The sequence below is a fragment of the Kocuria sp. ICS0012 genome, from assembly GCF_001665945.1.
Classification (GTDB): Bacteria; Actinomycetota; Actinomycetes; order Actinomycetales; family Micrococcaceae; genus Kocuria; species Kocuria marina.
Genome location: NZ_LZMM01000024.1, coordinates 76,820 through 103,215, shown reverse-complemented (window position 1 = coordinate 103,215; position 26,396 = coordinate 76,820). Strand labels below are relative to the sequence as shown.

22 protein-coding genes are annotated in these 26,396 nt (G+C 69.4%); 8 read left to right on the top strand and 14 right to left on the bottom strand.

The window, feature by feature from the left end; genetic code table 11:
- Positions 1-141 precede the first annotated feature (141 nt).
- From A5728_RS03020 to A5728_RS03005, 4 genes are all read left to right on the top strand, one after another.
- Positions 142-852: an alpha-ketoglutarate-dependent dioxygenase AlkB gene (locus tag A5728_RS03020; RefSeq protein ID WP_064845637.1), complete on the top strand. Its 711-nt coding sequence runs from the start codon at positions 142-144 to the stop codon at positions 850-852.
- A gap of 141 nt (positions 853-993) precedes the next feature.
- Positions 994-1,521, top strand: a complete 528-nt coding sequence (locus A5728_RS03015; RefSeq protein ID WP_064845636.1) for a flavin reductase family protein — start codon at positions 994-996, stop codon at positions 1,519-1,521.
- A gap of 222 nt (positions 1,522-1,743) precedes the next feature.
- Entirely contained in the window at positions 1,744-2,403 is a 660-nt protein-coding gene (locus A5728_RS03010; protein WP_197493070.1) for a flavin reductase family protein, read from the top strand.
- A gap of 152 nt (positions 2,404-2,555) precedes the next feature.
- Entirely contained in the window at positions 2,556-3,110 is a 555-nt protein-coding gene (locus tag A5728_RS03005) for a YceI family protein (protein ID WP_064845635.1), read from the top strand.
- A gap of 111 nt (positions 3,111-3,221) precedes the next feature.
- Here the strand turns inward: A5728_RS03005 and A5728_RS03000 are convergent, their stop codons facing one another.
- Both A5728_RS03000 and A5728_RS14410 read right to left on the bottom strand, forming a co-directional pair.
- Positions 3,222-3,473 carry a hypothetical protein gene (locus A5728_RS03000; RefSeq protein WP_064845634.1) on the bottom strand — a complete coding sequence of 84 codons (252 nt, stop codon included), beginning with the start codon at positions 3,471-3,473 and terminating at the stop codon, positions 3,222-3,224.
- 40 nt (positions 3,474-3,513) lie between these two features.
- Positions 3,514-4,269, bottom strand: a complete 756-nt coding sequence (locus A5728_RS14410) for a cell division protein CrgA (RefSeq protein WP_197493068.1) — start codon at positions 4,267-4,269, stop codon at positions 3,514-3,516.
- Between the two features lie 189 nt (positions 4,270-4,458).
- On the opposite strand from A5728_RS14410, the gene A5728_RS02990 reads away from it, so the two are divergent.
- Positions 4,459-5,100: an aminodeoxychorismate/anthranilate synthase component II gene (locus A5728_RS02990; RefSeq protein WP_064845633.1), complete on the top strand. Its 642-nt coding sequence runs from the start codon at positions 4,459-4,461 to the stop codon at positions 5,098-5,100.
- Positions 5,101-5,191: 91 nt separating this feature from the next.
- On the opposite strand, the gene pknB is transcribed toward A5728_RS02990, so the two are convergent.
- Genes pknB through A5728_RS02955 form a run of 7 tightly spaced genes read right to left on the bottom strand, consistent with a single transcriptional unit; the run spans position 5,192 to position 15,124 of the window.
- Positions 5,192-7,180 carry a Stk1 family PASTA domain-containing Ser/Thr kinase gene (pknB, locus tag A5728_RS02985; protein ID WP_064845632.1) on the bottom strand — a complete coding sequence of 663 codons (1,989 nt, stop codon included), beginning with the start codon at positions 7,178-7,180 and terminating at the stop codon, positions 5,192-5,194.
- 5 nt (positions 7,181-7,185) lie between these two features.
- Positions 7,186-8,997: a protein kinase gene (locus A5728_RS02980; RefSeq protein WP_064845631.1), complete on the bottom strand. Its 1,812-nt coding sequence runs from the start codon at positions 8,995-8,997 to the stop codon at positions 7,186-7,188.
- Positions 8,994-10,436, bottom strand: a complete 1,443-nt coding sequence (locus A5728_RS02975; protein ID WP_064845630.1) for a penicillin-binding protein 2 — start codon at positions 10,434-10,436, stop codon at positions 8,994-8,996. Before A5728_RS02975 ends, A5728_RS02980 begins: the two co-directional genes overlap by 4 nt.
- Positions 10,433-12,163: an FtsW/RodA/SpoVE family cell cycle protein gene (locus A5728_RS02970; RefSeq protein ID WP_064845629.1), complete on the bottom strand. Its 1,731-nt coding sequence runs from the start codon at positions 12,161-12,163 to the stop codon at positions 10,433-10,435. The genes A5728_RS02975 and A5728_RS02970 overlap by 4 nt, the downstream gene beginning before the upstream one ends.
- On the bottom strand, positions 12,160-13,752 hold the full coding sequence (locus A5728_RS02965) for a PP2C family serine/threonine-protein phosphatase (protein WP_064845628.1): 1,593 nt from the start codon (positions 13,750-13,752) through the stop codon (positions 12,160-12,162). The genes A5728_RS02970 and A5728_RS02965 overlap by 4 nt, the downstream gene beginning before the upstream one ends.
- A 3-nt stretch (positions 13,753-13,755) precedes the next feature.
- On the bottom strand, positions 13,756-14,277 hold the full coding sequence (locus A5728_RS02960; RefSeq protein WP_064845627.1) for an FHA domain-containing protein: 522 nt from the start codon (positions 14,275-14,277) through the stop codon (positions 13,756-13,758).
- 1 nt (position 14,278) lies between these two features.
- Positions 14,279-15,124 (bottom strand): DUF3662 and FHA domain-containing protein, encoded by an 846-nt coding sequence (locus A5728_RS02955; RefSeq protein ID WP_064845626.1) that lies wholly within the window; start codon positions 15,122-15,124, stop codon positions 14,279-14,281.
- 281 nt (positions 15,125-15,405) lie between these two features.
- Here A5728_RS02955 and A5728_RS02950 point away from each other — a divergent pair, with 281 nt between their 5' ends.
- Positions 15,406-16,134, top strand: a complete 729-nt coding sequence (locus A5728_RS02950; protein ID WP_064845625.1) for a hypothetical protein — start codon at positions 15,406-15,408, stop codon at positions 16,132-16,134.
- 168 nt (positions 16,135-16,302) lie between these two features.
- On the opposite strand, the gene A5728_RS02945 is transcribed toward A5728_RS02950, so the two are convergent.
- Entirely contained in the window at positions 16,303-18,351 is a 2,049-nt protein-coding gene (locus tag A5728_RS02945) for an NADPH-dependent 2,4-dienoyl-CoA reductase (RefSeq protein WP_064845624.1), read from the bottom strand.
- 697 nt (positions 18,352-19,048) lie between these two features.
- On the opposite strand from A5728_RS02945, the gene A5728_RS02940 reads away from it, so the two are divergent.
- Positions 19,049-19,633: a Dps family protein gene (locus tag A5728_RS02940; protein WP_035964961.1), complete on the top strand. Its 585-nt coding sequence runs from the start codon at positions 19,049-19,051 to the stop codon at positions 19,631-19,633.
- Positions 19,634-19,805: 172 nt separating this feature from the next.
- On the opposite strand, the gene A5728_RS02935 is transcribed toward A5728_RS02940, so the two are convergent.
- The 4 genes from A5728_RS02935 to A5728_RS02920 form a co-directional block, all read right to left on the bottom strand.
- Positions 19,806-21,434: a DASS family sodium-coupled anion symporter gene (locus tag A5728_RS02935; RefSeq protein ID WP_064845623.1), complete on the bottom strand. Its 1,629-nt coding sequence runs from the start codon at positions 21,432-21,434 to the stop codon at positions 19,806-19,808.
- Between the two features lie 58 nt (positions 21,435-21,492).
- Positions 21,493-22,689, bottom strand: a complete 1,197-nt coding sequence (gene serA, locus A5728_RS02930) for a phosphoglycerate dehydrogenase (protein WP_064845622.1) — start codon at positions 22,687-22,689, stop codon at positions 21,493-21,495.
- A 127-nt stretch (positions 22,690-22,816) separates the two neighbouring features.
- Positions 22,817-23,932: a glycosyltransferase gene (locus tag A5728_RS02925; RefSeq protein WP_064845621.1), complete on the bottom strand. Its 1,116-nt coding sequence runs from the start codon at positions 23,930-23,932 to the stop codon at positions 22,817-22,819.
- A gap of 5 nt (positions 23,933-23,937) precedes the next feature.
- Positions 23,938-24,474, bottom strand: coding sequence for a DapH/DapD/GlmU-related protein (locus A5728_RS02920; RefSeq protein WP_064845620.1), 537 nt, complete (start codon positions 24,472-24,474; stop codon positions 23,938-23,940).
- 564 nt (positions 24,475-25,038) lie between these two features.
- Here A5728_RS02920 and A5728_RS02915 point away from each other — a divergent pair.
- Positions 25,039-26,385, top strand: a complete 1,347-nt coding sequence (locus A5728_RS02915; protein ID WP_064845619.1) for a polysaccharide biosynthesis tyrosine autokinase — start codon at positions 25,039-25,041, stop codon at positions 26,383-26,385.
- Positions 26,386-26,396: the final 11 nt, after the last annotated feature.

Sequence of the window (26,396 nt, the reverse complement as noted above, 5' to 3'; positions counted from 1 at the left end):
GAGCGCCTACCCGCAGACTCGGGGCCACCACCGGACCCGGACTTGCCGGTTCAGTTCTCGGGGCGCCCTGCTCGGATCGCCCCAGCCGGCGCCGGGCGGCGCGCGGTGTGGGTGTCGGGGGTCGGTCCTAGGCTCACGGGCATGGCCGAGTACGAGGTCACCGAGCTGTTCACCGTCCCCCGCGAGCCCACCGTGCTCGCGCCCGGGGCCGTGCACGTTCCCGATTGGCTCCCCGTCGCCCGGCAGCACGATCTCGTGGCCGCGTGCCGTGACTGGGTGCGCTCGGCCCCCATGCGTCACCAGGTGATGCCGGGCGGCGGTCGGATGTCCGTGCAGTCGGTCATGCTCGGCGCGAATCGGACCCCCTACCGCTACGGGGCCACCGGGGGAGCGGAGGTCGCGGCCCTGCCGGACTGGCTCGTGGACCTGGGTGCGCGGGCCGTGGCGGACGCGTACGGGGTGGTGGACGCGGGAGATGTGGGCGTCCCCGAAGTCGAGGACGTCGTCCGCGGTTTCGTCCCCGACTCCGCGCTGGTCAACTACTACGACGGCGCCGCGCACATGGGGATGCACCAGGACAAGGACGAGTTCTCGGCGGCGCCCATCGTGTCCCTGTCCCTGGGGGACACGTGCACGTTCCGCTTCGGCAACACCGAGACCCGCACGGCTCCGTACCGGGACGTGGAACTGCGCTCGGGGGACCTGTTCGTGTTCGGCGGACCCTCCCGGTACGCGTTCCACGGCGTGCCCAAAGTGTTCCCCGGCACGGGTGGCCTGCACCTGGGGTTGAAGAACGGCGGGCGGTTGAACATCACGCTACGCATGACGGGTGGACACCGGCGAGCACGCTGACGTGCTGAGAGCGACCCCGTCTGTCGGCAGACGGGGTCGGGCGCCCCGCTCGAACGCGAGGGTCTGCGTGCGGCTCGGCCACGAGAACCGGTGCCCCGCTCGGACCCGGGGCCGCGACGAGCGCGATGACACACTGGGGTCATGCAGAACGAGACCCTGGATCCCCGCCCCACGGACGTGCAAGTGGAGCGCTACCGCACCCTGGCCGCCGATCACGCGGTGGGGGTGGGCGTGGTGTGCTCGCGCTACCGGGGCAAGGACCACGCGATCACCGTCACGGCGTTCGCGGACGTCTCCTACGATCCGCCCACCATGCTCGTGTGCCTGTACGACATGGGGCGGATGTGCGAGGCCGTGGAGGGCTCCGGATCCTGGGCACTGTCCCTGCTGAACGCGGATCAGCGCTCCGTGGCGAATTGGCTCGCGAGTCCGGGCAACCCCGTGGACGGACTGCTGGACACCGTCCCGTTCCACCGCACCGAGCGCACGGGGACGCCTGTGATCGACGGGTGCCTGAGCTGGTTCGAGCTGGACACCGTGTCCACCCACACCGCGGCAACCCACCTGGTGGTCGTGGGGCGTGTCACGGCCATGGGCCGAGGGGTGGACGCGGGTGCCGCGGACCGTCCCCTGATCCATTTCGCGAGGGAGTACAAGAGCATCGGGTGATCCCGGCCGCGGGTGAGCGTACGGTGAGAAGTGGGGGATCGCTCGTCGCACGGTGCGTAGCGGTGGTGTCCCCCCAATGTGACGTCTCATTGCGCCGTGTGGCCCAGAATGTGGACTACGAAACCATGTGTTGGACATGAGATGCCTGGCAGGATTTAGCCTGTCCGGATAACGGCGGCCGGACCGCCGATCCGGGAACACAGCCGTGTGAGAGGACCCACCATGCCGGACCGCGTCAGCCAGAACACCTCAGCCGATCCCGAGACCCCCGACCCCGACCAGGGGTTGGACGGTGTCCCGGCATCCGGGGGTGAGGCAGAACGGGTCGCCGCACATGCCGTGGACCTCGTGGCCCCCACGGAGGCGCTGCACAGCGATCCGCGCCTGACGGAAGGGTTCAAGTCCGCGTTCGGTCAGCATCCTGCGGGCATCGCGATCATCACGGTCGCCGGGCCGGAAGGCCCCGTGGGCCTCACGGCGTCCTCCGTCTCCTCCATCTCCGCCGACCCCCCGATCCTCGGCTTCTCACTGCAGGCCAAGCGCGGTTCGGCGGCCGTCGTGGCAACGGCCGATTCCTTCGTGGTGCATTTCCTGGATTCGGACAACGTGGAACTCGCACGTTCCTTCGCCATTTCGGGTGCACCCCGTTTCGGGGACGACATGGAGTGGACCACGCTGTCCACAGGCGAGCCCCGCTTGCTCGGGGTGCGCCGCGTGCTGCGGGCCATCCCGCTCGCGCGGATCAAGGCCGGGTCGGCGCTCGTGTTCAATGCCGCCGTCGTGGAGGTCCTGGGTGAAGAGGGCTCGGGCAGCCCGCTTGTGTACCACCAGCGGCAGTTCCACGGCCTCAGCGACAGCTCGGTGCTGGACCTACACCTCTGACGGGCGGGCCTTCGCCGTGCCGTGTGTGACGCTGTTCACCCAAAGTTTTCTCCAGAATAGGTTGACGCATCAAACAGTGGGTCGTAAATTAGTTTCCGAAGCAACCAATTGGGCCGTCCGACGACGGCCCGCCCGATGCCAAGGAGGAACGAATGACCACGCTCGAAGGTATGACCCCCGGAACCTGGACCCTGGACCCCGCCCACACGGAGGTCGCGTTCTCCGTCCGCCACGCCGGTATCTCCAAGGTGCGCGGCGTGTTCAGCGACGTCTCCGGTGAACTCAACGTGGCCAAGGACGCTTCGCAGTCCAACGGCCAGGTGACCGTGGGGATGAACTCCGTGGACACCAAGAACGAGACCCGCGACAACCACGTGCGCTCGGCCGAGTTCTTCGACGTGGAGAACCACCCGCAGATGACCTACAAGATCACCGGCCTGGAGCTCAACGACGGTGAGGGCACCGTGACCGGCGAGCTCACCCTGCGTGGCGTGACCAAGCCCGTGAAGCTGGACGCCGAGTTCAACGGCGTGGCCGTGGACGCCTTCGGCACCACCCGCGCGGGCTTCACCGCCTCCACCTCGATTTCCCGCAAGGAGTTCAACGTGACCTGGAACGCAGCCCTGGAGGCCGGCGGGGTCATGGTCTCCGACAAGGTGCGCATCGACCTGGACGTGGAGTTCACCGCTCCGGAGTCCACCAACTGAACGACTCGCACCTGAGCATCTCGCGCCCGAGCGACTCGCTCCCCGCGTGAACAGTGCCCCACCGGTTGTCCGACCGATGGGGCACTTGCGTTCCGCGGGGCAGGAGCGCGGCTAGCGCAACGACTGCACGATGAAGTAGATCAGCGGCACGAGCACGAGTCCCACGAGCGCGATGCGCCGCACCCGCACCTCCATACGCGCGGGGTTGATCCGGTACCCCTCGCGGCGGGTTCCGTTCGCGCCGCGGCGCGACGACGCCTCGGACAGGGGCCCCGGAGCGGCGTCGTCGTCCGGGAAGTTCCGATCGGGGGGCCCGGCGCCCCGCCCGTCATCGGGTGACGAGGGGTGAGGGGAAGTGTTCACGAGGCCTCCTGCGGGGCGCGAGTGCGGATCGGTGGCAGGGTCAACGCCATCTGGTGGTCATGATGAGCCCCGCCAGCATGAACCCGAGCCCGATCACCAGATTCCACACGCTGATCCCGGGGATGGGCACCATGCCCTGGAACAGGTAGTAGGTGATGATCCACAACAGCCCCAGGATCATCAACCCGATCATGACCACCTTGTACCACAGCGGCGTGGGCTGGTAGTCGGTGGACCGGCGCTCGCGCTTCTCCGCCTTGGCGGCCTTCGCCGCACGACGTCGCTCGTCCCGCTGCAGCTTCTTGCGCGCCGCGGGCGTCTCCGCGTCCTCGCTCGTATCGGACGTGCCGGCGCCCGGCTCGTCGGTGGACCCGGCCTCGCCGGATGCGTCCGCTCCGGACGTACCGGCCCGGGCCACCTTCATGCCGGATTCGTTCGCTACAGCGGTCCCGGAAGCGGACACGGATGCCGCGGTCGCCCGCTTCTTCCCCGCCCGGCCCTTACCGACGGACGTCGTCTTGCCAGCGGGCACAGCCGGGTCACCGGACGCATCCCCGGTACCGGGCGCAGCGGCGTCGTCGGCGAGACCGTGGTCGGTCGCCGCATCCTTGGTGGAGACGGCCGAGGACCCGGACTTGCGCGCGGCAGAACGCTCGAAGGACGCGGCGGCGCTGTTGCGGGGAAGGCTCTCCGCCGCGAGGGCGGCGAGTTCGCGGTCCCGTTCCGTGAGGGCGAAGTCCTGTGTGTCGTCCTGCGACTTACGGGATCGACCGAAGCGCTTCTTGGGCTCAGACACTGGCGTTCTTTCCTCCTGCTGCGTGGGCACCACGTCCGGGCGTGGCCCGGGGGTGGGTTCGCGGCCGTGGCGGCCCGCGGGTGCGGCGGGGACCGGTTCCTGCCGCGAGATCGGCGTTCAGTCTATCCGCCCGAGCGGGCGTAGACTGGCGCGAGTTCTGTCAATTGGTGAACGTGCAGGAGTTCTTGAGTGTCTGTGAAGATTCTCGTCGTGGATAACTACGACAGCTTTGTCTACACCTTGGTGGGGTATCTGCAGCAATTGGGGGCCCAGACGACCGTGGTGCGCAACGACGACCTGGACGTCGCCGCGGCCACCGCTCTCGCCGGTGAACACCAAGGTGTCCTGCTGTCCCCCGGCCCCGGTGCCCCCGCGGACGCCGGCGTGTGCGCGGACCTGATCCGCTGGGCGGAGCACACCAGGACACCGTTGCTCGGCGTGTGCCTGGGCCACCAGGCGCTCGGTGAAGTCTACGGCGCTCGCGTGGGCCACGCCCAACAGCTCATGCACGGCAAGACGTCCCAGTTGGTGCACCACGGGGACAGCGTCTTCCCCTCGGTCCCGTCGCCGTTCACCGCGACCCGGTACCACTCGCTCGCCGTGGCCGCGGACACCGTCCCGGACTGCCTCGAGGTCACCGCGACCACCGAAGACGGGCAGGTTGTCATGGGTCTCAAGCACCGCTCCGCCCCGCTGCACGGCGTGCAGTTCCACCCTGAGTCCGTGCTCACGGAGGGTGGCTACCTCATGCTCGGCAACTGGCTCGAGGAAGTGGGCCAGCACGGTGCCGCCGCAGCGGCCGCGGGGTTGTCCCCGCTCATGACCGCCTGAGAACCAGTTCCGTCAGAGGCACCCGGACCGCACACTCCGTCGGAGCGAGGTCCGTCGAAGCAGGGCCCCGCACAATAAGACCCGGCCGATCTCAGCCGTCGCCCCCGCGGGATGCGGTGGGGCGACTCGTGGGCTGGGGCTGCGTGGGTTGGGGTGCGGCATCCGTGGGTTCGGCGGGAGTCGTGGGTTCGACGGGAGTCGTGGGTTCCGCCGTGGGCTCGTCCTCGTTCGTCGGGGACGGGGTGGGGCTCGGCGTGGGCGTCACCTTCCGGGCCACCGTGAGCGTGATCGTGGACCCCTGGCTCACGGAGGACCCCGCGGGAGCGGACTGCCGCAGCACCGTGCCAGCCTCAGCATCCTCGGTCTCGCGGATCTCCACGTCGTAGTTGAGTCGCACGTCGTCCGCCCGCAAGGCCTGTTCGGCCTCCGCGCGGCTGCGGCCGACGACGTCCGGGACCGTGACCTTGCCCGTGGACACCTGCAGTTTGACCGCGCTGTCCCGGGCCACCGAGGCGCCCTGTCCGGGATCGGTCGAGAGCACCACGTTGTGGGGCACGGTGGCGCTGTTGACCGTGCTGACCGGGCCCGCCGTGAGGCCGGCCTGCTGCAGGGACTGGCGGGCGTAGTCCAAGGATTGGCCCACGAGATCGTTGGGCACGGTCACGTTCTCGGGCCCCTCGGAGACCACGACGGCCACCGAGGACCCCTGGTCCACCTGGGCCCCCGCGGCGGGGCTCATGCTGATCACGTGCTTGTCCGGCACACTGTCACTGTGCTGCGTGGTGAACGTGGGGTTCAGCCCCGCGTCCCGCAGGGTGTTCTCCGCCGTGGTGCTGTCCATCCCCGTGACCTGGGGGACGCTCACCTGCGCGACCTGTTCGACCTGCTGGTCCTGCCACCACCGCACGCCCAGCACGGTTCCGCCGACCAGCAGCGCGAGCACGAGCAGCAGCACCACGGGCACGACCCACAGGGGCCTGCGACGGCGCCGTTCGTACCGCGCGGAGGCGGACGCGGGGGCGGCGACGGGCGCTGGGTCGTCGGCCGCGGCGTCGTCGTCGAACCGGCCGTACTGTGCGGAGACGGTGGGCTCGGCGTCTTCGCTGCGTCCCGCGGCGGTCACGGCGGCGCCCGGGGTACCGGCGCCCACTGCGGGCAGGGTCTTGGTGTGAGAGTCGGCAGTGTGGGCGACGTTGATGGGCTGGGTCGCCCCGAGGTTGCCGGGCAGTTGCCCGCCGAGTTCCCGCAGCGCCCGGCGCATCTGCCCGGCGTCCACGAACCGGTCCCGGGGGTCCTTGGCCAGGGCGCGCTCCATGAACCGGTCCACGGCGGGCGGCAACTGCGGGTTCACCGCCGACGGCGCGGGCGGCGCGTCCCGCACGTGCTGCGCGGCGATCGCCACGGAGGATTCCCCCACGAACGGCGCGCGCCCGGTCAGCAACTCGAAGAGCACGCACGCGGCGGAGTACAGGTCCGAACGGGGATCCACCGCGGCCCCGCTGGCCTGTTCGGGGGAAAGGTACTGTGCGGTGCCGAGCACCGCCTGGGACTGGGTCAGCGCGGCCTGCGTGTCCTCCACGGCACGCGCGATCCCGAAGTCCATGACCTTGACGCTGCCGTCCGGGGTGACCTTGACGTTGGCGGGTTTGATGTCCCGGTGCACGATCCCCGCGCGGTGGCTGAAGGACAGGGCGTCCATGATGCCGAGCATGTACTCGATGGCCTGTTCCGGAGTGACCCCCGGCCCGTGCATGAGTTCCCGCAGTGTGCGCCCGGGGACGTATTCCATGACGATGTAGGGGCGCAGGACACCGTCCGGGCCCTGGGGGCGGATTTCCCCGGTGTCGTAGATGGCCACGATCGAGTGGTGGTTGAGGGACGCCACGGCGTGGGCCTCGCGCTGGAACCGCTCGTGGAACGTCTCGTCCGCGGCCAGTTCCGGACGCAGGATCTTGATGGCCACGCGGCGGCCCAGGCGCACGTCCTGTCCCACGTGCACCGTGGCCATGCCACCGCGGCCGATGACCTCACCGACCTCGTACCGGTCGTTGATCAGATCCGGCAGTCCCGACGTCCCCATGCGTGTCAGCCGCCCGCGCCGCTGCCGGGAGCGCTCGGAGCCGCGAGCGCCCCGTCACCGGTGCCCTGCACGGGGTTGGACTGCCCGGATCCTGCCTCGGTGCGGGCGCTCTGATCCGTGGTCCCCTGGGCACCGGTGTCCGCCTGGGTGTTCGCCCCGTTCTGGCCGGTCTCCCCGGCGCCGTTGGTGGCTCCGTTACCGGCCCCGCCGTTGTCCGCGCCGTCGCCGTTACCGGCGCCGTTGCCCCCGCCGTTGGTGGGAGCGGGCTGAGCGGTCTGCTGCGGTGCCTGGGTGTTCTGGTTCTGCTCGGGCTGTTGCTGCGGTGACTGCGTGGCACCGGTGCCCCCGGTCCCGGCACCCGGGGTCGTCTGGGCACCCGGGGTCCACGCGACGTACATCACCACGGTGGAACCGACCTTCACCCGCGAACCGGCCGCGGGTTCCACGGAGACCACGGTGTTCTCCGCCTGACCCGTGCTCTGCTGCAGCCGCTTGTCCACGTTCACGCCCATGGCGGTGATCTCGGAGGCGACCTGGTCCGCGTCGCGGCCCACCATGTTGGCGGGCAACACCATGGTGTTCGCGGTGGGGCTCACGGTGGAGGACGTGACGGTGCCCGGTGCGGGGGAGCCGGAATCGTCCCGCGAGGAGAAGAAGTACACCCCGGCCACGGCCAGGGCCACCAGAAGTGCAAGCAGCGGCAACAACCACGCCCACACGGACGTCTTGCGCCGCTCACCCTGCGGGGTGGAACCGCGCTGCGAGCTCGGTGGCCGGTTCACGGCGTCGAACTGTGCGGTAGAGGGGTGGGCGCTGTACTTGGGGTCCGGCTGGGCCGCGGCCGCGGCCGAACCGGTCACTCCCGCGGCGGCCGTCCCGGACATGGGCCGGGTGCTCGGTCCCGAGACCGGTGCGATGGCCTCGGTGGGTTGCTCGTCGGAGAAGTCCTGGGACAGGAACGGCTGCATCCCCGGGACCATCGTGACCGCGGCCGTGACGTCCCCGCGGCGCAGCGCATCCACGGCGTTGGCGAGCTTGCCCGCGTTCTCCGGGCGTTCCTCCGGGTCCTTGGCGAGCATGGACATGATGAGGGCGCGCACCGGGTCCGGGATGGAGTCCGGCAGCGCGGGAGGGTTGTCGTTGACCTGGGCCAGGGCGATCGCGATCTGGGATTCCCCCGTGAAGGGGCGCCGGCCGGCGAGCAGTTCGTAGCCGATGATCCCCAGGGAGTAGATGTCCGAGGAGCCCGTGGCGGTCTGACCGGTGGCCTGCTCGGGGGCCAGGTACTGGGCCGTGCCCATGACCTGGCCGGTGGCCGTGAGCGGCACCTGGTCCGCGAGCCGGGCGATGCCGAAGTCGGTGACCTTGACGCGGTTGTCCGGGGTGATGATCAGGTTGCCGGGCTTCACGTCCCGGTGCACGAGCCCTTGCGCGTGCGCGGCGGCCAGGGCGCGGGCGGTCTGGCCGATGTAGTTCAGGACCGTGTCCGGGTCCAACGACTTCTGCCGGTCGATGATGTTGGACAGCGGTTCGCCGGGCACGAGTTCCATGACCAGGAACGCGGAGCCCTCGTCCTCGCCGTAGTCGAAGACGTTGGCCACACCCGGGTGGTTGAGCAGGGCGGTGTGGCGGGCCTCCGCCCGGAACCGCTGAAGGAACGTGGGATCCCCGTTGTACTCGTCCTTGAGGATCTTCACCGCGACGATCCGACCCAGGACCTGATCCTTGGCCTTCCACACCTCGCCCATGCCGCCGATGGCAATTCGTTCCGTCAGGGCGTAACGACCGCCCAGGGTGGTGTTCGACGATGGTCTCACTTGTTCAACACCGCCTCGAAGAGTTGCCGTGCACTGGGGCTGGTCAGGGAAGACCCTGTGGTGACGTCCACGTCCTCGACCACCACGGCCACCGCCAACTGGGGGTCGTCGGCGGGCGCGAATCCAGTGAACCACGAATCGTTCAATCCGTCCCTGCCGATCTCCGCCGTGCCGGTCTTCCCGGCCACCTGCACGCCGGGCACGGCCGCGCCGGACGCGATGCCGTTACTGACCACGGAGGTCATCAGGTCCTTGACGGTGCGCGCGGTCTCTGCGTCCGTGGAGCGGCGCAGCTGCTCGGCCTGGAACTGGTCGATCACGGACAGGTCCGAGGAGCGCACGGTCTTGATGAGGCTGGGACGCATCATCACACCGTCGTTGGCTATAGCCGCGGAGGCCATGGCCACCTGCAGCGGGGTGGTGCGGACGTCGTACTGCCCGATCGAGGACAGGGCGAGTTGGGCCTGGTTCATGTCCTCGGGGAACACGGACGGGGTGACCTGCAGCGGGATGTCCAGGTTCTGGCCGTAGCCGAAGTTCTGTGCTGTCTGGCGGATCTTGTCCTGGCCCAGGTCCATGGCGATGTGCGCGAACGGGGTGTTGCAGGACTGCTCGAGCGCGAAGCGCAGGTCCACCTGGGAGCGCGCGGCACACCCGCCCTGGCGGTAGTTGGGCAGGCTAACTGTCGTGTCCGGGAGCGGGAGCTCATTGGGGTTCGGCAGCGTGGTGTCGGTCGTGTACTTCCCGGACTCCAGCGCGGCCACGGTGTCGATGATCTTGAACGTGGAACCGGGGGAGTACAGGTCCCCGCTGATCGCGCGGTTCACGAGCGGCTTGTCCGGGTCCGCGTTCAGGGACTGGGCGGCTGCGACCACCTGGTTCGTGTCGTGCGAGGACAGGGCGTTCGCGTCGTAGCTCTTGCGGGAGACCATGGCCTTGATCTCGCCGGTCTTGGGGTCCACGGCCACGATGGAGCCGTTGTGACCCTCCAGTGCGTTGTACGCGATGCGCTGCAGCTCGGGGTCCAGGGTCAGCTCCACCGAGGCGCCCTTGGGCTGGTTCCCGGAGAACAGGGACACCACGCGGTCGTAGAACTGGTCGTCGGACGCGCCCGAGAGTTGGTCACCCATGGCGGATTCGAGTCCCGTGGCCCCGTAGACCAGGGAGAAGTACCCGGTGAGGTTCGCGTACAGGGGGGAGTCCGAGTAGACGCGCTGGTGCGCGAAATCGCCGTCCGCGGGCACGGAGCGAGCGATCTCCTTCCCGCCCACGAGGATCGAGCCGCGGTCCCGGCCGAACTGTTCGTACAGCGTGCGGTTGTTCCACGGGTTGGCCTGGAGGGCGTTGGCCGCGAAGAACTGCACGTACGTCAGTGTCAGTAGCAGCACCACCATGATGGCCACGGCCATGAGCCACATGCGCCGGATCGCCTTGTTCATCGGGTCCCCCCTTCCTGATCGTGCGCGTTGCCGCCGGATGCGCCGCGTTCACCGGACGACGACGCCGCGTCACCCCCGGTGCGGTCGCTCCGGGAGGCGCGCGTGGCGCCGTGGCCGGCGGAACCGCTCGAGCGATGCGTGATCCGCGAGATCGCCTCGGTCGCGGATGCCGATTCCACCGCGCCCGGGGACTCCGCGGCGTCGTGGGATACGGACGTGGTCCGCGACAGCAACGGGGTGGGCTCCGTGGCCGGCCCCCGGCCCGGGGCGGCGTCGGCGCCGTCGGTGCGGGTGCGCTCGTCGTCGCGGCGTTCCTCGCGGGCGCGGAGGCGGCGCTCGAAGGTCGCGAGGTCCTCGTCCGTGGCGGGGCCGGTGACCACGGGGCGCCGCGCGCTGTGGGAGATGGCCAGCAGAATCGCCACGATGATCCAGTTGGACAGTAGGGACGAGCCACCGGCGGACATGAACGGGGTGGTCAGACCGGTCAGCGGCAGCAACCGCGTGACACCGCCGATCACCACGAGCAACTGCAGCACCATGAGCGAGGACAGGCCCGCGGCCAACAGCTTGCCGAACGCATCACGGGTACCCAGGGCCGCGCGCAACCCGCGGGTCGCGAAGAGCAGGAACATTACCAGGATCGCGCCGAGCCCGATCAGCCCGAGCTCCTCGCCGAACGCCGTGATGATCATGTCCGAATTGGAATAGGAGACCAGGTCCGGGCGCCCCTGACCCAGGCCCTGACCGAACAGTCCGCCGGAGGCCAGACCGAACAGTCCCTGCACGATCTGCGCCGAGCCACCGGGGGAGCGGTTGTAGACGTCCGGGTTGAAGGCGTCCAGCCACGCGTCCAGGCGCAGGGCCACGTGGGAGAACATGCGGCTCGCGGCGAAACCTCCCACGGCCATGAGCAGCACGCCCAGCACGATCCAGCCCAGGCGTCCCGTGGCCAGGTAGACCATGGCCAGGAACAGGCCGAAGAACATGATGGCGGTACCCATGTCCTTCTGCAGCACCAGCACGCCGATCGCGATCACCCACGCCGCGAGCATGGGGGCGATGTCCCGGAACCGGGGCAGGCGCACGGGGCCGATCTTGCGCCCAGCCAGCAGGATCAGGTCCCGGTTGGTCGAGAGGTAGCCCGCGAAGAAGATGGCCAGCGTGATCTTGGCGATCTCACCGGGCTGGAACGTGCGCCCGGCCACCGAGATCCACAGTCGGGCGCCGTTGATCTCCACGCCGAGGCCCGGGATCATGGGCAGCAGCAGGAGCACGGCGGAGAGCAGCAACATGATGTACGTGACGTTGCGCAGTCGCCGGTGGTCCTTGAGCAACCACAGCACCACGCAGCACGCGAGCATGGCCACGCCGGTCCACACCACCTGGGTGTTGGCGGCACTCTGGTTGGTGGACAGGTCGATGCGGTGGATCATCGCCAGCCCGAGCCCGTTGAGCGCCACGGCCAGCGGGAGCAGGTAGGGGTCCGCGTAGCGCGCACGGATCCACAGCACCACGTGCACCAGCAGGGCGCCCACGCCCAGCACGGTGCCGCTCATGATGATGTGGCGGGGATCCGCTTGGGCGCGTTCGGGATCCACCAGGATGTTGGCGCCCACGCCGATCGCCAGGGCCACGAGCAGCAACAGCAACTCGGTGATCCGCCGCGGCCTGGGGCGCACGGGAGCCTCTGTGCCGCGCTCGGGCGCGGCGTTCACGGTCGAACTCATCGGTTCTCACCCCCGGGGGTCCCCGAGGCACCGGGGGACGTGCGCGGGGTGGCCGAGCCACTCGGCGACGCGCTCGCGGACGGGTTCGGTGTGGGGGTCGTGACCGTCACCCGGCCCGTGGGGCGGGGTTCGGGTCCGCGCGAGGACTCCAGGTCCGCGACGATCTGTTCGGCCTCCTCGCGGCTGCCCGCGGGGATCGTGGCGCGCACGCGGTCCTGCGCGTACTGGGACAGGGAGTCCACGGGGATCTCGGTGGTCGCGCTCAACTCGCTCAGCGAAATGGGACCCAGGGACTGCGAGACCCCCTGGAACACGGCCACGTGACCCCGGTCCTCACCCACGTAGTACTGGGACGAGGTCCACGCGCGCGCACCCCACCCGCCGAGCAGCAGCGCGAGGGCGAGCACGACGACGCCCACGATCCACGCCGCACGACGGCGTTTGGTCCCGCGCGCGGGGTCGTCACCCTTGCGACGCAACAGGCTGCGTACCTCGGCGGGATCGGTGGTCACGTCCAGCGTGGAGGTCGCGAGCATCGTGGCGCGGCGCTGGATCGCCGAATCCGAGACGGTAGGGATACGCCCCGTCTGGGTCGCGTTCGCCGCGGCACCCACGAGCAGGTGGGGACGCTCGGCCAGGTCCCGGCGCAGCACGGAGGCCGAGGACTGGGTGGGCTGCGATGTGGTGTGGGGGTAGCCGGGTTCGCGGTAGTCGGTGCCGCCGCCGGCCACGGGGGAGTCCATGGGTCCGTCCCAGTGCTCCACCTCGGACTCGCTCATGAGTTGCTCGTCCGACGTGCGGGACTGATCCGGTACGGCCCCCTGGCTCTCCCCGGTCATGGGGTGGGCCTCGCTGCCCTGGGGGATCTCGTCCACCTGCACCACAACCACGGTCACGTTGTCCGGGGCCCCGCGGTCCAGGGTCAGTTCCACGAGGGAGTTCACGATCTGGTTCAGATCCCCCGTGGAGCGCATCACGTTCTCGATGGTCTGAGCGTTCACCACCGCGTTGAGGCCGTCGGAGCACAGCAACCAGCGCTCACCCACGGCCGGGCGCACGGTGCGCACCTCGAGTTCGGGGGAGGCGTCCACGTCACCGAGCACCCGCATGAGCACGTTCTTGTGGGGGTGGGTCTCGGCCTCCTCGGGCTGCAACCGGCCCTCGTCGATCAGCCGCTGGACGAACGTGTGGTCGGTAGTGACCTGCTCGAAACCCTCGGCCTCGGACAACCGGTACGCGCGGGAGTCCCCGATGTGCGCCACGCAGATCACGTCCCCGTCGATCAGCAGGGACGTCACGGTGGTGCCCATCCCGCCCAACCGTGGATTGGACTGCACGAGTTTCGCGAGGTTCTGGTTGGCGTTCTGGATCTCGTCCGCGAGCACGGTCTCGGCGTCGCCATCGTAGCCGGCGTGGTCCAGGTGGGTCAGGTCGATCACCGCGGAGGCCGAGGCGACGTCACCCCCCACGTGACCACCCATCCCGTCCGCGACGACGGCCAGGTAGCGGCCGGCGTAGGCGGAGTCGTCGTTCTTGGAACGGGCCCGGCCCACGTCGGAGCGAGCAGCATATCGGAAAGCAATGGGCATGGGCTACGGCCTCAGTTCCATCACGGTGCGCCCCACCCGGAACCGGGCGCCCGGGTCCACCACGGTGGCGCGGGACAGTCGCTGGTCCTGCAGGTAGGTGCCGTTCGTGGACCCGAGGTCCTCCAGGAACCACTTGGATCCCTGCGCGAACAGGCGGGCGTGGCGCCCCGAGGCGTAGTCGTCCTCGAGCGGGATGGTGGCCTCTGTGGAACGGCCCAGCATCACGGGGGCCGATCCCAGTTGGAAGCTACGCCCGGCGAGCGGGCCGTCCACGACCACGAGCTGTTGCGCGCGCGTACGCGCACCCCCTGTGGTGGGGGCGGCGGGGCGGGGGTTCTGGGGTGCCTCCTGGCGGGGTTCCCGTGCGCGGGCGTCACGCAGTTTCTCGCGGCCACCGCGCACGGCCGCGCGGGCCTTGCCGCCCACGGTCAGGTCACGCGCCTGGGAGAAGACCACGGCGGCGATGAAGATCCACAGCAGCGCCAGGAATCCGTAGCGCAGCAGGGTCACGGTCAGTTCGGACACGTCAGCGCCTCTCCCTCGGGAGCATCAGTCGGAAGGTCAACCTGGTGCGCCCCACGGTGATCACGGAACCGTCCACGAGCTGGGCTCTGCCCTGGATCCGCTGGCCGTCCACATAGGAACCGTTTGTGGAACCGAGGTCCACAGCCAGGAAATGGTCCCCTTGGCGCCGGATTTCGAGGTGCTCGCGGGAGACCCCCGTGTCCTCCACGGTCACGTCCGCCTGCGCGGAGCGGCCCACGCTCACGCGGTCCGCGTTGAGCGTGAAACGTTCGGCGCCCACCTGGATCACGGGCACCGGTTGCAGCCCGGCCTGGTCGTCGACCGGGTCGTGGTAGCCGCCGGGAACGTGGCCCGCAGCGTTGTCGTCGGTCGAATGAGCGGCTTGGTCCTCGCGCGGGCGGGCGTGCGGGGCGGGCGCCGGGGGTTGGGGTGCGCGCGCGGAGGTCCCGGCGTCCGCGGGAACCTCCGGTGTGCTCGTGCGCTCGAACGAGGACAGGATGTCGAAGTGGCCGGCCTCGAGTTCGGACTGGCGCGTGAAGCTCACGCGCACCGCGCCCTGCAGGGTATAGGCCTGCGAGCGCGCGTGACGGATGACGACGTCGCACAGTTCCTCGGCCAGTTGGACGCCCCATTCCTGGGCCCGGGGGAAGTCGTCGTCGGAGAACTCCACGGTGAAGACGTTGGGTGCCATGGTGCGGCCCGCGGGAACGGTGAAGGACTCCTGGTCCAGTTCACGGCGCAGGGCGCTTGCGATCTCCACGGCCTCGACCCGCTTGCGAGAACCCGCGGTGAAGGCGGTGCGGACCACCTTCTCGATCCCGTTCTCCAGCCCGGTCCAGAAACCCATCCCGCCTCCTTCCTCGGTCAGCCAGTGGCGCTGCGCGGCGTGCGACCGCAGGGGGCGGCGGTACACACGGTCATGGACAGTGTTCAGAATAGTAGCCGGGCAGGCTGAGTGGGCGGTGACAGCGCGCGTGATCCCGCTGGGAGCGCGCCCGGCCGGGCAGGACGCGGTGGCCGGCCCGGCGCGTCGCGGCGTACCGCGGTGCAGCGCGGGTGGTCAACACACTGCGACTTCTACCGACGGACCCTCGACCCGGTCCCCCGGGGCGGGCGATACTCGGGACCATGAAGCGACCCCAGAAGATCCTGACCCTCGGTTCCGCCGCACTGCTGAGCGCCTCGTTGCTCGTGGGCTGCGGGAACACCACCCAGAACCAGGCCCCCGCGCAGAACGCGACCCAGGGCGCCGGGGACGCCACCCCGGCGGCCACCGGCACCACGCAGGACGCGGCCACGCCCGACGCGACCGGTGCATCCCCGTCCGACACCGCGTCCGCCACGGACAGCGCCTCGCCGTCCGAGAGCGCCTCGCCCATGAGCAGCGCGTCCGGCAGCGCGAGCCCGAGCGGTTCGGCGTCCGGCGCGGCCGTCAACGGCGGGCAGGCGGCCGCGCTGGCCGCCGTTGACTCCGCGCTGGCCCAGCACCAGGGTGGTGACGTGGTGGAGATCGACTACGACCGCCGCGCGGACAAGTTTGAGGTGGACCTGATCGCGGACGGTAACGCCCACCAGGTCACGGTGGACGGCACGGGCAAGAACGTCCAGGAGGACCGTGCGGACGGCCGCGCGGATGAGGACGACGTGGCCGAGCTGCGTGCCGCGTCCGTGGGCGCGAAGGACGCGATCAAGCGGGTCTTCGAGTCCGCCGAGTCCGAGTCGGGCACCAAGGTGCTGGACGAGGCCTCCCTGGACGAGGACGACGACGTCGTGCGCTGGGAAGTCGAGCTCGACATCGACAACCGGGACAAGGAGTACACGGTCAACGTGCAGGACGGCAGCGTCACCGCGCGCTGACGTCCCGGGGCGCCGCTTACATACCGTCTTGCCCCCCTCGCGCCTGTCGCTTCGTGGGGGGAGGCGGGGGCGGATCACCGGGGACGCCCCTATGAGCCGCTGACCGAGCGCCCCGCTGCACACTGACAGCGGGGCGTTCTGTGATCGCGTCGTGACTGCGACGCCGTATCAGGGCAGCGACGCGGCCAGTTCCACGGCCTCACGGATCGCGCGTTTCGCGTCCAGTTCCGCCGCCACGTGCGCGCCGCCCACCACGTGCACGGGGCGCTCCCCGTTCTCTCCCGCGAGTTCCCGGGCGAGCTCGGCGCGGGGTTCCTGGCCCGCGCACAGCACCACGGTGTCCGCGGGGATGATCCGTTCGATCCGGTCCTCGGTGTCCGGGTCGCCGGTCTGCGACGCATCCCGCTGCGCGGGCGCCAGGACGTGCACGCCCTGTTCGTCGATCCGCACGTACTGCACCCCGGTTACGAACTCCACGTCCGCCATGCGCAGTTCGGCGCGGTGGATCCACCCCGTGGTGGTGCCCAGTCGCGCTCCGGGCTTACCGGCGCTGCGCTGCAGCAGGGTCACGCGCCGTCTTGGTTTCGACGGCGCCGGGGCGAGCAACCCGCCCCGCGCTTCCAGCGAGCGGTCCACTCCCCACTCGGTGTAGAAGTCGGAGTGCGGGTCGTGCGTGAGGAAGTGCGCGACGTCGAATCCGATCCCGCCGCCGCCGACGACCGCCACGCGCTCACCCACGGGGGCGCCGGCCAAGACGTCCTTGTACCCGAGCACCGTGGGGCCGTCCTCCCCGGGGATGCCGGGGACGCGCGGGGTCACGCCGGTGGCCACGACCACGCGGTCCGCGAAGGCCACGTCCTGCGCGGTGGCGGTGTGCCCCGTGTGCACGGTGACCCCCAGCTCGGCCAGGCGCGTGCTGAAGTAGCGCACGGTGTGGGCGTAGTCCTCCTTGCCCGGGATGCGCAGCGCCAACTGGAACTGGCCGCCCAACTCCGGTTGCTCCTCGAACAGGGTCACCCGGTGACCCCGCTGCGCCGCGGCCTCCGCGAAGGCCAGCCCGGCCGGTCCGGCACCCACCACCGCGATCCGCTCCGCGGTGCGCGTGGGGCCCAGCACCAGCTCGTCCTCGCGCATCGCGCGCGGGTTCACGAGGCATGACATGCGGCGGCCCGAGAAGGTGTGGTCCAGGCACGCCTGGTTGCACGCGATGCACGTGTTGATCTCCGCGGGGCGCTGCGCGCGGGCCTTGGCCACGAATTGCGGGTCCGCCAGGAACGGGCGGGCCAGGCACACGAGGTCTGCGTCCCCGCGTTCGATCACCGCTTCCCCGATTTCCGGGGTGTTGATCCGGTTGACCGCGGCCACGGGTAAGCTCAGGTGCTCGCGCAGTGCCCTGCTGACCCATGTGAACCCCGCGGGCGGCACGCTCGTGGCGATCGTGGGGATCCGGGCCTCGTGCCACCCGATCCCCGTGTTGATGATCGACGCCCCCGCGGCCTCGATCTCCCGGCCGAGCTCCAGGACCTGCGCGAACTGCTGGGCGTCCGGCACGAGGTCCAGCGCGGAGAGCCGGTACATGATGAGGAAGTCCGGGCCCGTGGCCTCGCGCACGCGCCGGACGATCTCGGTGGCGAACCGGCGGCGAGCGGCGTCGGACCCGCCGTACCGGTCGGTGCGCTCGTTCGTGTGGGCCACGAGGAACTCGTTGATCAGGTACCCCTCGGAGCCCATGATCTCCACGCCGTCGTAGCCCGCGCGCTGCGCGAGGTGCGCGGCGTTCGCGAAGTCCTCGACCGTACGCTCGACCTCCGCCGTACTCAGCTCGCGCGGCGTGACCTTGTTGATGGGAGCGCGGATGGCCGACGGCGCCACGGCGTCCTCGTGCATCGCGTACCGTCCGCTGTGCATCAGCTGCAGTGCGATCAGCCCGCCCTCGCCATGTACCGCGTCCGTGACCGTGCGGTGCGGATCCAGTTGGTCCTCGCGGCTGAGGTGCGCACCGCCGCGGCGGGCAGCGCCCTCCGGGTTGGGGGAGATCCCGCCCGTGACGATTAGCCCGGCGCCGCCGCGCACGCGTTCCACGTAGAAGCGCGCGAGCTCGTGCTCACCGCCCGGGACCTCCTCGAGGCCGGTATGCATGGACCCCATGATCACGCGGTGGGGCAGGGTCAGCGAACCCACGCGCAGCGGGGACAGAAGATGGGGATAGGAACTCATCCGATACTCCAGGTCTCAGGTATTTCTTCCACCCTAGAGCCCGTGAGCTGGATCACCAATCCGACCGGGCCGTGGCAACCACAACTGGACCACGGATCACGCCACCGCCGTGAGGGGGTACCGCCAGGGCGGGGCCCACGATGGGGATGAACGCTCCCAGGAACATGAGCATGGTCAGCGGGGTCGCGAGCGGCACACCGAGCAACCACAGCCGACCGCGATCGCGAGCATCTCGATCACCGCCACCGCAGCGGTGCCCCGCACGTAAACACCCAGGATGCGCACGGTGTCCCGGTCGGTCCGGCGTAGCTTCTCGGTGTGGCGCGGCGGGAACCAGTTCAGCAGGAAACCCCCGATCCGCTCGGCGTCCGCGGCGGAATGGGTCGAGGGGTCGGTTCAGGCGGAGTTCACAGCCCGCATCCGGGCGGCTCGCGGATTCCCGCTCGCGTTCCGTCAGCGGGGTGTCGTGCCGCCGCACCGTACAGGCGCTCCGGAGCCAGAGCACCGTGGAGACGCTTCGGGACCAGAGCGCCGTCTGGCCGATCTTCCGGGCACACCGAGGCCACGAACGCCCCAGGGCGGTGGCTCCCGAGTGACCCCTGGTGCAATGCTCGCGTCCTTGTTATTCTGAATACATCAAAATAAGACGGCATGGTGTGGTTCCACCCCGGGACCACCGCCCCACGAGGAGGTTGTCATGGCCAAGAAATCCACGAAGAACGCCAACTACACCGTTCCGGGTCTCACCACGGAGCAGGGCCACGGTGTGGCCGAGATCCTGCAGCAGCGGCTGCACGCGCTCAACGACCTGCAACTGACCCTCAAGCACGCCCACTGGAACGTGGTGGGTCCCAACTTCATCTCCGTCCACGAGATGCTGGACCCGCAGATCGAGGAGGTCCGCGGGTACGTGGACGAGCTCGCGGAGCGCATGGCCACCCTGGGTGTGTCGCCGAATGGTCTGCCCGGCGCCATCGCGGCCGAGCGCACGTGGGACGACTACGACGTCCAGCGCGCCTCCGGCGTGGAGCACCTCGCGGCACTGGACCTCGTCTACGACGGCGTCATCACCGACCATCGGGATGCCCTGGCCCGCATCAGCGACGTGGATCCCATCACCGAGGACATGCTGATCGCCCAGGTCCGCGGGCTCGAGCTCTTCCAGTGGTTCATGCGCTCGCACATCGAGTCCGATTCCGGCGTGCTGGAGAACTCCGCCGCCCGCACGGAGAAGGACGCCGCCAAGGCCGTCAAGCGCGGCCGGGTCGCCAAGAAGAAGTAACCACACATGTAGTAGAAGGACCCCCGGATCCGCATCATGCGGGTCCGGGGGTCCTTCCTCTGCGGTCGGGTGCCGCCGCACGCTGTCGTATGCCTTGGAGAACGACGACGCCGCTTGCGGTCACCCTGCTAAGGCGGCGCCGCGCCGTCGTCGCCGGATGGGCGACCGCGGGTCAGAACGCCAGGTTGAACACCCACACGCCCAGGGTCATGGTCGTGGCGGTGATCAGGACCAGGGCGATCAGGTTGAGCCCGATCCCGCCCTTGATCATCTGCCCGATGGTCACGTACCCGGAACCGAACGCGATGGCGTTGGGCGGGGTGGCCACCGGCAGCATGAACGCGCACGTGGCGGCGAGCGCCACGGGGATCGCCAGGAGCATGGGGTCCACGCCGATCCCCATGGCCACACCGCCGGCCACGGGCAGGAACGTGGCCGCGGTGGCCGTGTTGGACGTGAGCTCGGTGAGCAGCAGGATGCCGCCGGCCATGATGAGCACGAGCAACACCACGGGCAGTCCGCCGAGACCCTGGGCGCGCTCGCCGATCCACTCGGTGAGCCCGGAGGTGGAGAACTGCGCGGAGAGGGCCAGGCCACCGCCGAACAGCAACAGCACGCTCCACGGCAACTTGACCGCGGAGTCCCAGTCCAGCAGGCGCACGCCCGGTGCCGCACCGGCCGGGCACAGGAACAACAGCAGCCCCACGGCCATGGCGATGCCCGCGTCGGAGATGATGGGATCCGCGAAGAGCACCGGCACGAAGACCCAGGACAGCGCGGCGAGCACGAAGATGGTCAGCACACGCTTCTCACCCGGGGACATAGGGCCGAGCTTGGCGAGTTCGTCGTTGATGAGTTCCTTGCCGCCGGGGATCTCGGTGATCTCGGGCTTGAACAACACCTTGGTCAGCAGCACCCAGCACAGCGCGAGCAGCACCACGGCCAGGGGCACGCCCACGAGCATCCACTGACCGAAACCGATCGTGATGTCGTGCGCATCCGAGAGGTAGCCGGCCATCAGGGTGTTGGGCGGGGTGCCGATGATGGTTCCCAACGAACCGATCGACGCCGCGTACGCGATCCCGAGCATCAGCGCGGTGCCGAAGTTGGACTTGACGATCTCTTCCTTGACCTCGCTGTCCTGGGGGTCGATCTCCTCCGGGGCGGGCGCGGCGGAAGTGCCCTGCGCGGTGTCGGCACCGGAACCGATCTTGGTCACGAGCAGCAGCACGGACACGCCGATCGGCAGCATCATCACGGCGGTCGCGGTGTTGGACACCCACATGGACAGGAAGCCCGTGGCCACCATGAATCCCGCGATCATCTGTGTGGGCTTGGTACCGATCACCTTGACGGTGAGCAGGGCGATCCGCCGGTGCAGGTTCCAGCGCTGCATCGCGAGCGCGAGCAGGAACCCGCCCATGAACAGGAAGATGACGTTGTTGCCGTAGGACGCCCCGACGGCGTCGAACTTCACGTCCGTGCCGAGCGTGGGGAACACCACCAGGGGGACCAGGGCGGTCGCGGGCAACGGCAGGGCCTCGGTCATCCACCACACGCCCATGAGCACGGCCGTGGCGGCCGTGAGCCGGGCGGCGTGGGGGACGTCCTGCGGCATCAGGGTGTAGATGAGCACCGCGAGCAACAGACCGCCCGCCAGGCCGATCCAGCGCACGGTGCGGGTGCGGGGTTTCTCCGCCTCCGCCCGCTCGCCCGGGGACTGGAAGTCCACCTCCTCACCGCGGTGAGGGTCCGGATCCATATTCTGCAGGTGTGCGCCGGGTACGGCCGGGTGACTCATGATGTCTCCACATCGTTGTGGGGAAAAGGTCGGTCATCCCAGCGTACGGCAGCGCGGCTCAGCTGACCGTGGCCACCCGGATGGTTTCGGGCAGGGCCTTGACGGCCGCCACGACGTCCTCCGTGACACCGTTGCCGCAGTCCGTGACCAGGTAACCCATCTGCCCCTTGGTCACGAGCTGCTGGCGGTCCACGTTGATCCCGTGCTCGCCGAGCACCGCGTTCACGCGAGCCAGCATGCCGGGCAGGTTGCTGTGGATGTGCAGCAACCGGGTGCCGTGGATGTGGGGGTCCAGCTGCACCTCGGGGAAGTTCACGGACAGGCTCGTGGTGCCGTAGCGGCAGTAGTCGATGAGCTTGCCGGAGACGAAACCGCCGATGTTCTCCTGGGCCTCCGCCGTGGAACCACCCACGTGCGGGGTGAGGATCACATTGGGCAGCCCCTGCAGCGGGGACTCGAACGCCTCGCCAGCGACCTTGGGTTCGGACGGGTAGACGTCCAGGCCCGCCCCGGCCAGGTGGCCGGAGACGAGGGCCTCGCGCAGGGCCTCGATGTCCACCACGTGACCGCGGGACAGGTTGAGGAACAGGGAACGGGGGCGCATCTGGCGGAACTGCTCCCGGCCGAACATGTTGGTGTTGCTCTCGCGCCCGTCCACGTGCAGGGTCACAGTCTCCACCGTGTTCAGCAGTTGCTCCAGGGAATCGCACTTGGTCGCGTTGCCCATGGCCAGGCGGTCCACGATGTCGTAGAAGTAGACGTTCATTCCGAAGGCCTCCGCCACGACCGACAACTGCTTGCCGATGTTGCCGTAGCCCACAATCCCCAGGGTGCGGCCCCGCACCTCGTGGGAGCCCTTGGCGGACTTGTCCCACACGCCCTGGTGCATCGCGGAGTTCTTGTCCGTGAGGTGACGCGCCAGCGCGATGATCTCACCCAGCGCGAGCTCCACCACGGAACGCGTGTTGGAGTACGGCGCGTTGAACACGGCCGTGGCGGTGTCCGTGGCGGCGGTGAGATCGATCTGGTTGGTCCCGATGCAGAACGCACCCACGGCCTTGAGGGTGGGGTGCGCCTCGAACACTTCGCGGGTCACGCGCGTCTTGGAGCGGATCCCCAGCAGGTCCACGCCGTCCAGCGCGGCCATCAGTTCCTGCGGGTCCAGGGCACCCTTGCGGGTCTCCACCTCGAAGCCGCGGCTACGCAGCGAGTCGACGGCGTCGGTATGAATGTTCTCGAGCAGTAAGGCCTTCACCCGTCCATCCTATGGGGTGGGGCGCGGGCGCCCCGTTTCACGACGTAGCATTCCGGGTCACCCCCGAGCGCGGCGCTCGCGCGCGGGGTGACCCGACGGCGTCGTCCTCCGGGACCGCGCCGTCCGCTCAGTCCCGGTACGCGCCCAGCAGCTTCTCGACGACGGCGCGCATCCCGTACTCGCGCGCGATCGTGTCCGCGGCCGCCCGACCCGCTCGCCGTCGCCGCTCGGGATCGGCGATCAGCTGCGCGAGGGCATCTTCGAGGGATGGCTGGGTGTCGTCCACGACCGCGCCGGACCTCGTTCGCGCGACCGTGGGCGCGAGCCCGCACGTGTCCGTCACGACCACGGGCAGCCCCGCGGACATGGCCTCGAGAACCGACATGGGGTACGGCTCGTGGACGGAGGGCAGGACGTACACGTCCGATTCCGCCATCCACTGCGCCGCGCCCGCGGAGTCCACCGGGCCGGCCCACGTGAGGCGCTCGCCGAGGCCCGCGGCCGCGATCGCCGCGCGCACCGCGTCCCCCTGGCCCTCATCCGGGCCCACGAGCGTGAACGTGGCGCGCGGGAACCGCTCGGCCAGGGATCGCGCGGCGGCCACGAACGCGAGCGGACGCTTGCGCTCCTGCAGACGCGCGAGGAACAGCACGCGACACTCGTCGTCTTCCCGCGGCACGCGGGGGCGCGAGGATACGGGCATCCCATTGTGCAGTTCCATGAGGTTCACGGGCCCGCGGGCGACCTCGGTGAGGTCCTGTTCCTCCTGGGGGGTGAGATAGCAGACCCGGTGCGCGTCCCGCAGCACCCGCCGGGTCAGCAGTGCATCCAGGGGCCCCGCGAGGGGATTCTCGGACGGGTCGATCATCCCGTGGGTCTGCAGGACGGTTCGGGTGCCCGCGCGCTCCGCGAGCCACGCGGTCGGCAGGGTCAGCAGGTCACGCGCCGTGTGCACGTGCACCACGTCCGCGGTCGGCGCGACCCGGCGCAGCCACGACAGCATGGCCGGCGAGGTGAGACCCGCGAAACCCGCACCCGGCAGGGCCTGGACGGGACGGAAGAGCTGCGTGCGCACGCCGTCGCGTTCGGTGGGCAGGGGCGCGCCCAGATCGGAGCCGGTCGCGGCGAGGATCACGTCGTGTCCGGCGTCGGCGAGCGCGCGGCACTGGTTGAGGGCCACCGTGGTGGGCCCGCCGTACGCGTTGGTGCCCGAGACCAGGGCGACGACCTGCAGGATCCGCATGCCGCTCACGCCTTCGTGGCCACGGGGGCGAGCACGCGCGCCCCGGCCGGGACGTCCCGCGTGACGAGCGCGGTGGCTCCCACGACGGCGCCCTCGCCCACCGTGACGCCGCGCAGGACGGTGGCTCGCAGGGCGATCCATGCGCCGTCGGCCACGGTGATGGGGGCGTTGTCGAACTCGAAGGCCGGGTCGTCCGCGCGGTGGCTGCCCGTGCACAGCATGGCGCCCTGCGACACGCACACGTCCGAGCCGATCGTGATGGGCTCCAGATTGAGCAACCATGCGCCCACGCCGATCCACGAGTTCTCGCCCACGGTCAGTTTCCACGGCCAGTGGATCCGCACGTCGTGGCGGATCAGTGTGCCCTCCCCGATCTGCGCGCCGAAGGCCCGCAGGATCCGGGTGCGTACGCTCGGCGGGCACAGGACGGACCGTTGCAGCGGTTCCGCCACGAGGGCCCACGCGGCGCACTGCAGCGTTCCCCGGCCCTTGTCGTAGCCGCGGCCGGTGAAGGTGGCCAGGCGTCTCGTCGTGTGTGTCATGGTCTCCCCCTGTCGTCGAGCCGCAAATAGGGCTGCGCTCTGCGCGCAACCGGTCCGCTCTCCCCGCGGGCGCGCGGCTACGGGATCCAAGCTTGGCACACTGCGCTCGTCGATCCGCCTGCTTCTGACCCCATAAGTGGAGACACCGGGGGTAATGCCGTCGCTTCGTCCTCGATATCTCCTCGACGCCGACGGGCGCCTGGGGCGGGGTCCTTGCCCGCATGCGTACGGGAAGACTTTCCGCAAAGGCGCAGGTCGCGTACTGTCTCGTTGCTGAGGGCAACGTACTTGTCGTGGGAATGTTTCTGATTCTGCGAACAGTTATGCAGCCCTCATTTCCTGCGGGTTCCAATTGCTGTCGAGATCTGCCGATGAAGGTTTATCCCCCAATTCGGGTACAAAATAATTCCAGAGAAACTACCTGCGTGTTCATCGACATGATTTCGCGCGTTAGACTGAGGCCCATTACAGGGGAGCGATGAAGAGACTGGTGGGACGTGCTCGGGGGCTGGGCAGCGTCCGAGACGAACCGTCTTTCATTGTGATCAGGGGCTGGGAGGGCACATGACGCTGCATGATTACGTCGATATTTTGAAGAAATGGTGGAAAACCGTCATCACACTGACCGTGGTGGGCTTGTTGGCCGGGGGGATCTACGCCTTGGTGTCTCCGGACACGTACAAGGCCACGTCATCCCTCTACGTCTCCATTCCCGCGAGTGACTCCGCCACGGAGTTGAACCAGGCAGCTACGTACCTTTCGCGAGAGCTGAAGTCGTACGCGACCGTGGCGACGTCCCCCTACATCCTCAAACCCGTCGTCGAGGACACGGGTGTGGATAAGACGGTCGCGCAATTGCAGGACATGTTGGACGTCACCAATCCGACGGCCACCTCCATCATCCAGGTCGATGCCACCGCGGACTCACCTCAGGAGGCCCAGACGGTTGCCAACGGGGTCGCGGATCAATTGACCAGAGGGGTCGGGTCACTGTCCCCCGAGGTCGCCAACCGGGGAGGCGCCGTTCAGGCCACGGTTCTCAGCCGGGCGCAGCTCCCGGATGAAACCAGTGGCCTGCCGTCGTGGCTCTATCCGTTGTTCGGTGTGGTCGGCGGCGCGCTGTTGGGCGTGATCCTCGCCTTCGTGTTGGAGAGTCTGGTTCGGCGGCCGCGGACCACGACGGAGCTGCGTCGTGTGCCGGGTGCGTCGCTGGTCGCGTCCGTTCCGCGACTGAAGCACAGGACTGACGCGCGCAGCTTCTTTCCCGCGGGTGGCGAATCCGCGCCGGCGCGGGAGGTGTCACCTCACGTCACTTCGCTGCGCTCGCGCATCCAACAAGGTCATGCCGAGGTCCTGCCCCATGTGGCCGGCTGCGCGGTACTGGTGGTGACCGGTCAGCGTTCGGGCGACGGTGCCACCACGGTCGCCGTGGAACTCGCGCGTAGCTTTGCCGGTCTGGGCAGCCGCGTGGCTCTCGTGGATGCCAACCTCTCCGACCGCGGGGCAACTGTTTTGCTGGCCCAGCACAATCACCTCGGTGTCTCGGATCTCGTGGAACGTCGGGCCGGGGCAGACCAGAGCACTGTTCGTCTCGAGATGGGGCTGACCTTCCTACCCGCGGGTACGCCGACGCCGCGCCCGAGTGACCTGGTGTGCTCGGAACCGATGGCTGCGTTGGTGGGTGAGTTGCGTTCGGAATTCGACGTGGTCGTCCTCGATTGTTCCCCGTTGCAGGACTCCGTGGACGCGGCGGTGCTGGGCGAACTGGCGGATGAGGTCCTGCTGGTCACGGTGCCCGGGAAGACCTCGACCGATCAGCTGCAGTTCTCGGTTCAGGGATTCCGCGAAACGCCCGTGGCATTGGTGGCCAACCAGGTGCGCCCTTCGCGCGCACACTCCGGCGTTCTCTGAAGCCCACGATG